The sequence below is a fragment of the Arthrobacter sp. 05N425 genome, from assembly GCF_056397125.1.
On record NZ_JBFTMU010000007.1, the window covers coordinates 181,143 to 193,633 of the forward strand.

Consider the following 12,491-nt stretch of genomic DNA (forward strand, 5'->3'; position numbering starts at 1 on the left):
CAACGCCGTTCCTCCGGGAGCGGCGTTGTTGCGGGGCTATAGCTCAGTTGGTAGAGCGCTTCGTTCGCATCGAAGAGGTCAGGAGTTCGAATCTCCTTAGCTCCACAATTTGCAGGGGTTTTTGAGCCCCTGCGTGGGTCGCACAATCATGCTGGTAGCCCGTTGGGCCCGCATGTGGCGGTAGAGCCACCCGAGCGCCGGCATCTCGGCTGATGTCGGGACAAAATCATCCGGGACGTAGTGCGGCGCCTCGAATTCCCTTACGCTGACACCGGAGCCGACGACGACGGGGGTAGGGGCGCCGATGAGTGATGAGGGGGAGCCGAAGCGGATTCCGCTTTGGAAACTTGAAGAAACGGCCGGCAGCCAGGCCCCGTCCGAAGGCTGGCGCGGCAACCCGGCCCCGCTGCTGCCCGGCTGGGACCCCAGCCAGGTCCACACCTCCTCGACCGTCCGGGACGTCTGGGCGCGCCGCGCCCCGTGGCCGGTCCGCCTCCTCCGGGCCCTCGGCAGGATGCTGGGACGGTTGTTCAAGGCTGTCGCCGTCCTGACGGCCATTGCGCTCGTGTGCGGTTTCCTGCTGTACCTCAAAGGTGACCTGAAGCCGTCGTCGTTCCTGGGCGGACCCGCGGGCGATCCTGCCGCCGGCGCATCCGACCCCCTGGTGTACCGCACCGCTCCGTCCGCCGGTGCAAGGCCCCGGACTCCGGCGGCGGCTCCTGCGGCGGTTACTCCGGTGCCCACCCCGCGCGCGGCTGCGGACCACCCCACACCCGGGCGCGAAGAGGCCGTCGCCCCGCTGGGTCGACCCGCGCCGGTCACGGTCAAATCCCGCTCCTACGCGTTTACGGCCACCGGCAAGGACAAGCGGCCGGCCGCCTACGACCCCTGCCGGCCTATCCATTACGTCACGCGCGCCGCCAACCAGCCGGCGGAAGGGCCCCGACTGATCAAGGAGGCCATCGCAGCCGTCTCCCGGGCGACCGGGCTGGTGTTTATCAACGACGGAGCCACCACGGAGGCCCCGGCGGCGAAGCACAAGTCCTACCAGCCGGCGCGGTACGGGGACCGCTGGGCGCCGGTGCTTATCGCCTGGGAGACCACAGCCGAGGAGCCCCGCTTCACCAACTACGCCGTGGGAACCAACGTTATGGGTCTGGGCGGCAGCGCCGCGCTCAGCCGGGACGGCACCGAGGTCACCTACGTCAGCGGCCAGCTGGAACTGAACGGGCCCGCAATGCAGTCCCTGATCCTCCGGGACGGCTTGGCGCCCGCCCGCGGGGTCATCGAACACGAGCTCGGCCACGTCGTGGGCCTGGGCCACGTCCAGGACCCGGCCCAGCTGATGAACCCCACGGCCGTCCCCGGGGTAACCACGTACCAGGCCGGGGACCTCACAGGCCTGTCCGTTCTCGGCCAGGGGGCGTGCAGGCCCGAAGTCTGAGCGGGGAGCGGTGGAAACAACGGCCTGTACCTGTGGACGGCAGGCCGTAGGCGGCCCGGCATCGTCATTCGCACGCTCCTGGGGGAAACTGGCCTGTAGGGCACCCCGCTAACGATCTAGGAAAGAGGACACCATGACGCTCAAAGAGCGCCTGAAAGAAGACGTTGTCACCCACATGAAGGCCGGCAACAAGACCGCGCTGACTACCGTCCGCAACGTCCTGGGCGAGATCAGCACCCGGGAGAAGTCAGGCAAGACGCCGGTTGAGCTAGACGACGCCCAGGTGACGTCGCTGCTGCAGAAGGAAGCCGCCAAGCGTCGCGACACCGCCCGCATCTTCACCGAAGCCGGCGAAACCGACCGCGCCGCCGCCGAGGTCGCTGAAGCCGAAATCATCGAGGCATACCTGCCTAAGGCGCTCACCCGCGACGAGGTGGAAGCGATCGTCGACGAGGCCATCGCTGCGCTTAAGGCCGACGGTCAGGAGCTCTCCATGCGCTCCATCGGCGCGGTGATGAAGCCGGTCACCGCCAAGGTGGCCGGTCGCTTCGACGGCAAGTCCGTCAGCGAGATCGTCCGCAGCCGCCTGGCCTGAAAAGGGACACGGTGATGCACAGCCTCCGCTGCCAAGCCCCGGGGGTGCCAGGCCCCCGGGCGCCCGGCAGGCGCCGGACCAGTGCCTTTGAGCCGCGGCTGACAGTGTTTTTCCCAAGGAATTCCGCAGGAATTCCTTTCCCGCCCCGGACCGTGCTTTCTGTTCGGTAACGTTGCGCGCGGCTGGCGGTGTGGAACCGCGAGCCGCCCTCAACGTACGAACTCTGGAAGGATCACCCCTTGGCAGGAATCTTCACCTGGCTCAGCGCCCTCGGTACTGCAGGCAAGGCCACTGTCGTTGCCGCCGTCGTCGTCACGGGTGGTGCCGGCGCCGCCATGGCTGCCACCGTAACGGAACTCAGCTCGGACCCGACCGCCACCGTCTCTCCCGAACCGACCGCCACCGAGACCCCGACGGCGGATCCGACGGTTGAGCCGACGGAGACCGCTCCCGCCCCGGAGCCGACCGAGACCGCTCCGGCCCCGGCGCCGACGGAGACTGAGACCGCGCCCGCCCCGGAGCCGACCGAGACTGAGACGGCGCCCGCCCCGGAGCCGACCGAGACCGCTCCGGCCCCGGAGCCGACCGAGACTGAGACGGCGCCCGCCCCGGAGCCGACCGACGGCGATGATGCCGACGAGGCCGGGGAAGACCAGTCAAACGAGCACGAGAAGTCCTCGGAGCACGGCAACAGCGCCTGGGCCCACCAGAACGCCGCTGCGCACCGCGCAGCCGGGCTCGCGAAGGCCGCCGAGCACCGCAATGAGCACGCCGCCACCCCCGCTGTTCCGAGCTACGGATCCGGGTCGGTCACCGCAGCCGTTCGCGCGCCGGGCCACGCCGAAGCACCCAAGGCCGCGCACGCCAAGCCCAGCGGGTCGGGCAAGCACCACAAGTAAGCATTGGTCCAAAGACCCCGTACCGCATCGCGGTGCGGGGTCTTTGCTGTCTCCGTGTCCGACCGCTCCGCCCGTTCGGGATAGTCTGAAACCCCGGCCCGCTTACGGACGCCCGCCCACAGTTCCGGCGTCGGCGGCGGATATCGTCGGCCAGCCCCCTCCCGGACAGCCCCCGGGAATCGCCGGGGCCAACCCCCTTGAGAGGACAGCAGCAATGAGCCTGATCCGGCTGCACGACGTCAGCGTCCGCTTCGACAACACCCAGATCCTCCGCGAGGCGTTCTTCCGCCTCGAAGCCGGCGACAGGGTCGGCCTGATCGGCAAGAACGGATCCGGCAAGACCACCATCCTGAAGCTGATCCTGGACCAGGTGTCTCCGGACACCGGCACGGTCAGCGTGGACCTCGGAACCAGGGTGGGGTACTTCTCCCAGTTCTCCGAGCTCAACGGCGACGCGACCATCACCGAAGTCCTCGACGGGTTGTTCGGCGAGATCAAGGCGGTGGAAGCCGAGCTTGCCGCCATTGATGCGGCCATCGCCAAAGATCCCGCGGCAGATGAGCTGGACCGGCTGATCGGGCGGCAGGCCGGACTGTTCGAGGACATGGACCGGCTCGACGGCTGGGACTACCCGCGCCGCATCGATACGGTGCTGACCACTCTAGGGTTCGACGACGCGCACCGCCATTGTGCGATCGACGCGCTCTCCGGCGGCTGGCGCAACCGTGCCGCGCTGGCGAAGATCCTGCTCGAAGGGCCGGACGTCCTGCTGCTCGACGAGCCCACCAATTTCCTGGACGTCGCCGGTGTCGAATGGCTGGAAAGCTGGTTCCGCGATTTCAAGGGTGCTGCGGTCATCGTCTCGCACGACCGGACGTTCCTGGACGCCGTCGTGACCCGCATCATCGAGGTGGAGAACTTCCACCTGCACGAATACCCCGGCAACTTCGGCGAATACGTGGTCCAGAAGCAATTCCGGCTCAAGACCCTCGAGCAGCAGTTCGTGCACGAGTCCGAGATGCTCGCGTTCGAGGCCGAAGGGATCGCCGACCGCCGTGAAGCCGCCAAGGCCGCCGGCCGCGGCCTGGGAAACCAGCTCGCCAAGATCAAGAAATCCCGGACGCCCCGGCCGGTCGACCAGATTGTCACCGAGATCTACGGCGGGCTGCACGTGAAGGACGTGCTGTGCCGGGTGGAGGGGCTGGGCAAGTCCTACGGCGAGAAGGTGCTGTTCGACGATTTGAGCTTTGAAATCCGCAGGGGCAACCGGATCGCGGTGCTGGGGGCCAACGGCAGCGGGAAGTCCACCCTGCTGAAGGTCCTGACCGGCGAGGAGGCCGCCGACGCCGGTGCGGTGGCGTGGGCGAAGGGCCCCGGCTTCGTTTCGTACAACCGGATGCTGGAAGACCTCGACGACGGGGACACCGTCTCACACGCCGTCAACGCGCTGCCGGACAGCCTGGCTTTCAGCGCCACGAAGAAGTCCGTGAACCGCTTCCTGGCGATGTTCCAGTTCTCCGAAGCAGACCTCAAGCAGAAGATCGGCAACCTCTCCGGGGGCCAGAAGGCACGTGTGGCCATGGCGCAGTGCCTTCTCTCCGGCGCCTCGGTGCTGTTGCTCGACGAACCCACCAACCACCTGGACCTCTCCAGCACCCAGGTCATGGAGCGGGCGCTGCTGCACTTCCCCGGCGCCGTCGTGGCAGTAAGCCATGACCGGTTCTTTACCGAGAAGATCGCCACCCGCCAGCTCATCTTCGGCGCAGCCGGAGCCGCGCCCGGCGAAGTCGGCCAGCGGGCCGCCTAAGCGGTCAAGCCGCCCGGGGCAGCCGCCCGGGGCAGCCGGCGCGCCGTCGTCGCGGGATAATGGGGCTATGGCCGAGCAGCGACGGGAACAGGACCGTGACCCGTGGGAGGAGTTCGACCGGCTCGAGCCGGCCGCGGAGGACCGCGTGGGCGGCTACCCGGGCGGTGAGCCCCACGGCTTCGGCTTCCGCACCGGGGTGCGCAGCGCACGCGTGGCCTTCGGCTTCGCCGTCTATGCCCTTGTCCTCGGCAGCGTGCTGGTCCTTCTCGGGACGATCTACTTCATCGGCCACGGGCAGTGGCTGTGGCTCGGGCTGATGGCCGTGATCGAGAGCTGCTTCGTCCTCGCGTTCATCCGCCTTGTGGCCCAGGCACGCCAGCGCCGCTCAGGAGGCTGGCCCGACGCGTAAATGATTCCATGACGCGCAAAAAGGCTGGCGCGGCGGGTATACCCCTCGCGTCAGCCCGTTTACGCGTCGTCAGGACATTGGCGCCGCGCCGGCTAGAGCCAGCCCTTGCGTTTGAAAATGGCGTACATGAGCGTCGCCGTGCCCGCCATCATGAAGAGCGCCATCGGGTAGCCGAAGGTCCAATGCAGCTCCGGCATCCGTTCGAAGTTCATGCCGTACACACCGGCGACAAAGGACGGCGCGAAGAAGATGGCGGCCCAGGAAGAGATCTTTTTGACCTGCTCGTTTTGTTCCGCACTGGCTTCGTTCTGGCGGTTCGCCGTCAGCGTGCCGTCCAGGGTGAGCGCGTTCTGCAGCAGGTCGCGGAAGGAATCGGCGCGGGAAATCAGCCGCTCCACGTGGTCCTCGACGTCGCGGAGGCTGTGCTGCAGTTCCGTGTCCACCTGGTACTTCTCGAAGCCCCGCCGGAGCTGCTGCATCATGGCCGGCAACGGGTGGATGGCCCGCTGGAAATGGATGACCTCCCGGGCGAGCTCGTAGATGCGCCGGGAAACCAGCGGATCCCCGCTGAAGAGCTGGTCCTCGATCTCGTCGATGTCGTTCTCCAGCCCGGCCACCACTGGGACGTAATCATCCACCACCTGGTCCATCAGGGCGTAGAGAACCGCCTCGGGGCCGTGGCAGAGCAGGTCCGGGCGCCGCTCCAGCCGGCGCCGGACCTGGCCCACGACCGCCGTCTCGGCGTGCCGGACGGTCACCACGAAGTTCCGGCCGGTGAATACGTGCAGCTCACCGAACTCCACGGTCTCGGTCTCGTCGAGGTACCGGGCCGGCCGGAGTACGGTGAAGAGGTTGTCATCGTAGCGTTCCAGCTTGGGGCGCTGGTGCGCGGAGATCGCGTCTTCCACCGCCAGGCCATGCAGGCCGAACTCCTCGGCGACGGCGGCCATTTCCTCTTCCGTCGGCCGGTACAGGCCGATCCAGGCCATGCCGCCGTGTTCGGTCAGGGTCTCAAAAGTCTGTTCCAGGTTGCGCGGCTCGGCACGCCGGACGCCGTCAACGTAGACGGCGTTGTCAATGATAGTCACGGGGACATTATCCAGTCTTTAGCTGTGGATCCGCGGCACCGGCCCGGCGCGAGGCCGACCGGCCGGGGGCAAGGGCGCTGCCCTGGGCAAGCCGGCTGATGAGCGGCTCGGTCCGGTACGGGATGTGGGTGTGCAGGGCCAGCACGGTCTCGGTCCGGATAACGCCCTTGATCCTCAGGATGGACCGCAGCGCCGCCTGGAGGTTGTGCGTGTCGGTCGCCACCACCCGGCACCAGACATCGCCGCGGCCGGAAATCTCGTGGACCTCCAGGACCTGGGGGATCAGGCGCAGGGCGCCCACCACGCCGTCGAGTTCGCGGTGGTTGACCTCGATCGTGACGAAGGCGACGACGTCGTACCCCACCGCCTCCAGGTCGATTTCCCGGCCGCCGTCGTGCAGCAGACCGGAGCGCAGCATCCGCCGGACCCGGGACTGCGCGGTGTTCCGCGCGATCCCGAGGGCGTCGCTGAGTTCGCCGATCTGGATCCGCGGGTCCTTGATGAGTTCGAGCAGAATCTTCAGGTCGGTGGGGTCCAGACTGTTCAAATCATCACTCCGGTTCATGCTTGTGGTCCGTGATTGACGGTTTTGATCAATTTTGGCACAGAACTTGGCTGGAACAGTCATTCGTGCCGCATTCTGTAGATATCAATCTTCACCGGGCCGGCGCCTCCCCACAGGGAACGCGTGCGGCCCGCTTCGATGCAGCAGGGGCACCGCTATGACCGTCTTCAGCGAACTTCGCATGCGCCCGGCCACGGCAGAACGCTGGGGCTGGGACGCTTCCGTCACCGCACGGCTGGTGATGGCCGGCGTCGTGATTTTCACGCTGCTGGTCGGCGCCAACCTGGCGACACCGCTGTACCCCCTGCTGCAGGCCAAACTTGGCATCACGGCCCTGGACGTCACGGTTGCCTTCTCCGCCTACGTCCTGGCGCTCGTGGCCACCCTCATCCTCGCCGGACACTGGTCGGATCACATCGGCCGGCGCGCTGCCCTGGTCCTGGCCGTGCTGGTAGGCCTCGCCGGGGGCTTCGTCTTCGCCACCGCCAACAGCCTGCTGGCGCTGTCCGCCGGCCGGGCGCTGCAGGGCGCCGCGGTTGCCCTGGCCACCGGCGCCAGTTCCGCGGCCCTGCGCGAGCTGCTGCCCAGCCGGCCCGAGTGGGCCTCGCGGTTTACGCTGCTGGCCTCCGCCGGCGGGGTGGCGGCGGGGCCGGCCATTGGCGGGGTGCTTTCCGTGCTTCCCGGGCCGACGTCCACGCCCTATTACCTGCACTCCGTAGTCCTGGCCGCCCTGCTGGTGCCGCTCTATCTGCTCAAGGCCAGGCCCGCCATCACCTCGGTCGCGGGTCCCCAGCCGCTGAAGGTCCTCGCACCCCGGCGCCCCTCCGTGTCGAGGGAGGCGCGGGGCGCGTTCTGGCTGGCCTCGGCGGTAGGGTTCCTCAGTTTTGCCGTCTTCGGATTCTGCCTCTCGCTGGCTCCCGGCTATTTCGCGCAGATTGTCCATGCGGACTCACGGCCGCTGATCGGTCTGCTCGCGGGACTGACCCTGGCGGCGTCGGCGCTGAGCCAGCTGCTGGCCGTACGCGGGCGCTTCGTGGTGCCCGTAGGTCTGTCCCTGCTCGCCGGTTCCGTGCTGCTGATCGCGGCAGCCGCGGCGTGGAGCAGTCCTTGGCTGCTGATTGCCGCCAGCATCACCGCCGGCCTGGGCCAGGGCGTCTCGTTCCGGACGGTCTTCAACGATGTGGCCGGCAAGGTGGAGGCGTCGCGCCACGCCCAGATCATCAGCACCGTCTACGTGATCACCTACCTCGGCAGCGCCTTCCCGGTGATCGGGCTGGGGCTGGCGGCCGGATACTTCGGCCTGCAGGCTGCCGTGGCCGGTTTTGTGGTGCTGTGCGCGCTCGCTGCCATCGGTCTGGCGGCCGTCACGCTGCGCAGCGCCCTCCGGCAGCGGGCCTGAGCCCGCAGCCGGGCGGAAACCCCTAGTCCGGCAGCGGCCCGTGGTTGCCCTGGATGTGGTCGAACACCAGGGTGGTCTCGGTGTGGCCCACGACGGGGTCGGTGGCCAGGTTGTCCAGCACCCAGTCGCGCAGGTCCTCCGTGGTGGCGACGGCGATATGCAGCAGGTAGTCCACCGAACCCGAGGTGTGGAACGTGGACAGCACGGCGGGCAGCTTGGGGACCCGGGCCGTGAAACGGTCGATCTGTTCGCGGTCGTGGGCGCGCAGCCGGACGGCAATCAGCGCCTGCACCGAGCGGCCCACCGCGGCAAGGCTGAGCTTGGCCTCAAAACCCTGGATGATCCCGCGCTCGGACAGGGCCCTGGTGCGCATCAGTGCCGTGGACGGTGCGATCCCCACCAGTTCGGCCAGCTGCTTGTTGGAAATCCGGGCATCCGCGACCAGGGCCGCGAGCAGGCGCTCGTCAATGGCGTCCAGGGGTTCGCCGGCTCCGGCTCCCGGCCGAACATTCTTCGTGGTGCTGCTCACGGGTCCTCCTTGATGTGTTGTGAGTTCATCATAAACGCCACTATCTGACAGTTCCATTCAGAACCCCTGTAAAACGCCGAATTATTGCCAGATACTTACCGCATTCAATGGTGAATATTCATAAGGAGTAACGGTGCTTTCTCAAGACTCGCTGGCGGTCCACGCCGGCCGGAACGGCCTCACGGAACTCGGCGTCCACGCCGTCCCGATCGACCTGTCCACCACGGCGCCGCTGCCCTCCGTCCACGACGGCGGCCTCGCCTACGAACAGATGGCCACCGGCGGCCCGCACCTGGACGGGCAGAGCACGGTCTACCAGCGGCTCTGGAACCCGACCGTCGCCCGCTTCGAAGACGGCGTCGCCCTGCTTGAGGCCACTGAAGAAGCCGTCGCCTTCGCCACCGGCATGGCCGCGTTGAGCGCGGTGCTGCTCGCCGTCGTCGCCACCGGGAAGAAGCATGTGGTGGCGGTCCGGCCGCTCTACGGAGGCAGCGACCACCTGCTGGCCTCCGGGGTGCTGGGCACCGAGGTCACTTTCACCACGCCCGACGGCATCGGCGCGGCACTGCGCCCCGACACCGGGCTCGTCATCCTGGAGACGCCGGCGAACCCGAGCCTGGAGCTCGTCGACATCGCCGCCGCGGCGGCTGCGGCGGACGGCGTGCCGCTGCTGGTGGACAACACCTTCGCCACTCCCGTCCTCCAGCAGCCGTACCGGCACGGTGCGGCCATGGTGCTGCACAGCGCCACTAAGTTCTTCGGCGGCCACGGCGACGCCATGGGCGGCGTCGTCGCCGTTTCCCCGGAATGGGCCGTCCGGCTCCGGCAGATCCGGGCCATCACCGGCGGCATCCTCACGCCGTGGCCGGCGTACCTGCTCCACCGGGGCCTGGCGACCCTGCCGGTCCGGGTGCGGGCGCAGCAGGCCAGCGCCGAGAAGGTCGCGGCCGCCCTGGCGGAGCACGGGCTGATCCGGCGGGTGTTCTATCCGGGCCTGCCGGAGTGCGATCCGCGCGGCCTGGTCGGCACCCAGATGGCGGGCCCGGGCTCGCTGCTGGCGTTCGAGCTGGCCAGCGCCGAACATGCCGAGCGCATTCCGGCAGCCGTCAGCATGATCACGCACGCCGTCTCGCTGGGCGGCATTGACACCCTGATCCAGCACCCCGCGGGCCTGACCCACCGGCCGGTCGCCGCGGAGGCCAAGCCGCACGCCAGCCTGCTCCGGGTTTCCGTGGGGCTGGAGGACCCGGCGGACATTGTCGCCGATCTTGTGCAGGCCCTCGAGGCGACCCGCTAGCGCGCCGCGCTCCGCCCTGGGGATGCGCTCGGGGCGACGGCGCCGCCCGCGCCGGCGGGATGCACGACGGCGGTGATCACCGCCGTCGTGCAGGCCAGGCCCATCACGGCGAGGGCGAGGGCGGTCCAGCCCAAGGACTGGAACAGCAGGCCGCCGGCCCAGCCGATGACGCTGGATCCCAGGTAGTAGGCGAGGTTGTAGAGCGAGGCTGCCTGCGCGCGGCCCGTGCTCGCGATCACCCCGGTCCAGCCGGAGCCGATGCTGTGGGCCGCGAAGAAGCCGCCGGTGAACAGCAACAGCCCGGCCAGGATCAGGACCAGGAGCTCGGTCAGGGTCAGTGCGAGCCCGGCGACCATAAGGACCGTGCCCGCCACCAGCACGCTGCGCCGGCCGAAGCGCAGCGTCAGCCCGGCGGCCCAGCGGGCGGAGACGGTGCCGGAGAGATAGGCCAGGAAGATCAGGCTGATCAGGGTGGCCGGCAGGCTGAAAGGTTCGCCGGACAGCCGGAAACCGAGGTAGTTGTAGACCGCCACAAAGCCGCCCATCAGCAGGAACGCCTGGACGTAGATGGCCAGCAGCCGCGGGTTCCGGCCGTGGCCGGCGAGGGTTGCGAGGGCGCCGCGGAAGCCGCTGGCGGCCGCGGCGGTGAAATTCCGTGCCGGCGGCACCAGCACCAGGAACAGGACGGCGGCGGACGTCGCCATCACGGACACGGCCAGTGCTGCGGCCCGCCAGCCCCACAGCTCGCCCACCGGACCGGCCACGAGCCTGCCCGCCAGCCCGCCGAGGGTGGTGCCTGCGACGTAGGTACCGGCCGCCAGGGCGGCGTGGGCCTTGTTCACTTCCTCGTTCAGGTAGGCGATGGCGATGGCCGGGATGCCGCCCAGTGCCATGCCCTCGAGCATCCGCAGGCCCAGCAGGACCGGGAAGCTGGGTGCCAGCGGGGCCAGCAGCCCCAGGACGGTGGCCGCGGAGATGCCCCAGGCCATGGCACGCACCCGGCCGATCCGGTCGGCCAAAAAGGACCACGGCAGGACCGTCGCGGCCAGGCCAACGGTGGCCAGGGAGATGGTCAGGGCCGCCTCGGCGGCCGTCACCTGCAAATCGGCGGCGATGATCGGCAGCACGGCCTGGGTTGAATAGAGCTGGGCGAAGGTCGCGACGCCGGCGAAGGCCAGGCCGGCGAGGATCCGGCGGTAAGCCGCCGAGCCTTTGGGATGGCCCGCCCACGCGGTAACCCGGCCGCCGGCTGCGGGGCTGCCGTCCGCCGCGGTGCCCGCATCAGCTGCGGTACCCGCATCAGCTGGGGTACCGGGCTCGGTTGCGGGATTGCGGAGGGGGAGGCGGGGCATGTCCCCAGAATAGGTCCCGGAAAGGCATGCTTCCAATGCATGTTTCTCATAGAATTCATGGCAAATGCGGAACGATTGAGAGGGTTGGCCATGGACGTTGAGCACAAGCAGCTCGTCCAGCTGTTGCCGCTGCTGCCCCTGCTGGCCGAGCTGGGGCGGACCCAGCACATCACCGCCACGGCCGAGGTGCTGGGACTGCCCCAGTCGACGGTGAGCCGTGGGATTGCGCGGGCCAGCGGCATCATCGGGACGGAACTGCTGATCCGGGACGGACGCGGCGTGCGGCTGACCCCCGCGGCCAAGGCGCTCCTCCCGCACATTGAGGCCGCACTGGGCGAATTCCAGACCGGGCTGGACCTGGTCCGCCACGAGTCGGAGGTGGTGCGCGGCCGGATCGCGGTGTCGTTCCAGCACACCTTCGGCGAGGCGATGCTGCCGCTGCTGATCAGTGCCTTCCGCAGCCGGCATCCGCAGCCGGCTTTCGACCTCAGCCAGGGTGCGCGGGACGGCTGCCTGGCCGAACTGGCCGCCGGGGACGCGGACCTGGCACTCACCGCCCCGATCGCGGCGCCGAGCCGGCTGATCTCCTCGGCTGCCCTGTACCGGGAACCGCTGCGGCTGGTGGTCCACCACCGGCACCCGCTCGCCCGGCGTCGTCGTGCCCGCCTCGCGGAGATCCGTCAGGACCCGTTCGTGGCGATGGGCCCCGGCTACGGCATGCGCTCGCTGACGGACGCACTGTTCCGGGAAGCCGGATTCAGGCCCCGCATCGCCTTCGAAAGCCAGGACTCCCACACGGCCAGGGGGCTCGTCTCGGCGGGGCTGGGTGTAAGCATCCTGCCGCCCGGCGGACTGGCCCCCGGACGCCACACCCCGGGGCAGTCCGGCGACCTGGGCTGGGTGGAACTGGCGCTCGACTCCGGCCTGGCGTTCCGGGAGATCGGCCTGGCCTGGCGGGAACGGCGCGGGGGAGCGGACGCCGAGCCGGACCCGGTGCGGCTGTTCCGCGAGCTGGTGCTTAGCGAGGGCCCGGCGCTCCTGGCCGGCTTTGTCCGCGGACGCTCGGGCACCTGAGCCGGACGGAACCCGCGCACGCACCGTCGTCGC

General features: G+C 69.1%; 12 protein-coding genes and 1 tRNA gene. 9 read left to right on the forward strand and 4 right to left on the reverse strand.

The window, feature by feature from the left end; translation table 11 throughout:
• Positions 1-32 precede the first annotated feature (32 nt).
• From AC1DGE_RS11750 to AC1DGE_RS11775, 6 genes are all read left to right on the forward strand, one after another.
• A tRNA-Ala gene (locus AC1DGE_RS11750) sits at positions 33-105 on the forward strand.
• Positions 106-304: 199 nt separating this feature from the next.
• A complete protein-coding gene (locus AC1DGE_RS11755; RefSeq protein ID WP_441417110.1) occupies positions 305-1,444 on the forward strand; it encodes a hypothetical protein in 1,140 nt (379 codons plus the stop codon).
• A gap of 133 nt (positions 1,445-1,577) precedes the next feature.
• Complete coding sequence (locus tag AC1DGE_RS11760; RefSeq protein WP_441417111.1) at positions 1,578-2,039, forward strand: GatB/YqeY domain-containing protein; 462 nt, start codon at positions 1,578-1,580, stop codon at positions 2,037-2,039.
• 239 nt (positions 2,040-2,278) lie between these two features.
• Positions 2,279-2,938 carry a hypothetical protein gene (locus AC1DGE_RS11765; RefSeq protein WP_476917499.1) on the forward strand — a complete coding sequence of 220 codons (660 nt, stop codon included), beginning with the start codon at positions 2,279-2,281 and terminating at the stop codon, positions 2,936-2,938.
• 214 nt (positions 2,939-3,152) lie between these two features.
• Positions 3,153-4,745, forward strand: a complete 1,593-nt coding sequence (locus AC1DGE_RS11770; RefSeq protein WP_476917500.1) for an ABC-F family ATP-binding cassette domain-containing protein — start codon at positions 3,153-3,155, stop codon at positions 4,743-4,745.
• 67 nt (positions 4,746-4,812) lie between these two features.
• On the forward strand, positions 4,813-5,154 hold the full coding sequence (locus AC1DGE_RS11775; protein WP_476917501.1) for a hypothetical protein: 342 nt from the start codon (positions 4,813-4,815) through the stop codon (positions 5,152-5,154).
• A 92-nt stretch (positions 5,155-5,246) separates the two neighbouring features.
• Here AC1DGE_RS11775 and corA read toward each other — a convergent pair whose 3' ends face one another.
• Positions 5,247-6,242, reverse strand: a complete 996-nt coding sequence (gene corA / locus AC1DGE_RS11780; protein WP_476908494.1) for a magnesium/cobalt transporter CorA — start codon at positions 6,240-6,242, stop codon at positions 5,247-5,249.
• A 7-nt stretch (positions 6,243-6,249) separates the two neighbouring features.
• Positions 6,250-6,789, reverse strand: coding sequence for an Lrp/AsnC family transcriptional regulator (locus AC1DGE_RS11785; protein ID WP_476892162.1), 540 nt, complete (start codon positions 6,787-6,789; stop codon positions 6,250-6,252).
• Between the two features lie 175 nt (positions 6,790-6,964).
• Between AC1DGE_RS11785 and AC1DGE_RS11790 the strand changes: the two genes are divergently transcribed.
• The gene (locus tag AC1DGE_RS11790; protein WP_476917502.1) at positions 6,965-8,206 is read left to right on the forward strand and encodes an MFS transporter; all 1,242 of its coding nucleotides are present in this window, start codon (positions 6,965-6,967) and stop codon (positions 8,204-8,206) included.
• 22 nt (positions 8,207-8,228) lie between these two features.
• Here AC1DGE_RS11790 and AC1DGE_RS11795 read toward each other — a convergent pair whose 3' ends face one another.
• Positions 8,229-8,735 carry an Lrp/AsnC family transcriptional regulator gene (locus tag AC1DGE_RS11795; RefSeq protein ID WP_175321256.1) on the reverse strand — a complete coding sequence of 169 codons (507 nt, stop codon included), beginning with the start codon at positions 8,733-8,735 and terminating at the stop codon, positions 8,229-8,231.
• 133 nt (positions 8,736-8,868) lie between these two features.
• Between AC1DGE_RS11795 and AC1DGE_RS11800 the strand changes: the two genes are divergently transcribed.
• Complete coding sequence (locus AC1DGE_RS11800; protein WP_476892163.1) at positions 8,869-10,032, forward strand: trans-sulfuration enzyme family protein; 1,164 nt, start codon at positions 8,869-8,871, stop codon at positions 10,030-10,032.
• Here the strand turns inward: AC1DGE_RS11800 and AC1DGE_RS11805 are convergent.
• The gene (locus AC1DGE_RS11805) at positions 10,029-11,384 is read right to left on the reverse strand and encodes an MFS transporter (protein WP_476917503.1); all 1,356 of its coding nucleotides are present in this window, start codon (positions 11,382-11,384) and stop codon (positions 10,029-10,031) included. The two genes, AC1DGE_RS11800 and AC1DGE_RS11805, sit on opposite strands and share 4 nt — an antisense overlap.
• Positions 11,385-11,474: 90 nt before the next feature.
• Here AC1DGE_RS11805 and AC1DGE_RS11810 point away from each other — a divergent pair, with 90 nt between their 5' ends.
• Positions 11,475-12,458, forward strand: coding sequence for a LysR family transcriptional regulator (locus AC1DGE_RS11810; protein ID WP_476892165.1), 984 nt, complete (start codon positions 11,475-11,477; stop codon positions 12,456-12,458).
• The last annotated feature ends 33 nt before the right edge of the window (positions 12,459-12,491 follow it).

Bases quoted from the DNA above. Each gene is read 5' to 3' on its own strand.
- AC1DGE_RS11755 (WP_441417110.1), top strand. From the start codon at position 305: ATGAGTGATGAGGGGGAGCCGAAGCGGATTCCGCTTTGGAAACTTGAA.
- AC1DGE_RS11760 (WP_441417111.1), top strand. From the start codon at position 1,578: ATGACGCTCAAAGAGCGCCTGAAAGAAGACGTTGTCACCCACATGAAG.
- AC1DGE_RS11770 (WP_476917500.1), top strand. From the start codon at position 3,153: ATGAGCCTGATCCGGCTGCACGACGTCAGCGTCCGCTTCGACAACACC.
- AC1DGE_RS11775 (WP_476917501.1), top strand. From the start codon at position 4,813: ATGGCCGAGCAGCGACGGGAACAGGACCGTGACCCGTGGGAGGAGTTC.
- AC1DGE_RS11790 (WP_476917502.1), top strand. From the start codon at position 6,965: ATGACCGTCTTCAGCGAACTTCGCATGCGCCCGGCCACGGCAGAACGC.
- AC1DGE_RS11805 (WP_476917503.1), bottom strand. From the start codon at position 11,384: ATGCCCCGCCTCCCCCTCCGCAATCCCGCAACCGAGCCCGGTACCCCA.
- AC1DGE_RS11810 (WP_476892165.1), top strand. From the start codon at position 11,475: ATGGACGTTGAGCACAAGCAGCTCGTCCAGCTGTTGCCGCTGCTGCCC.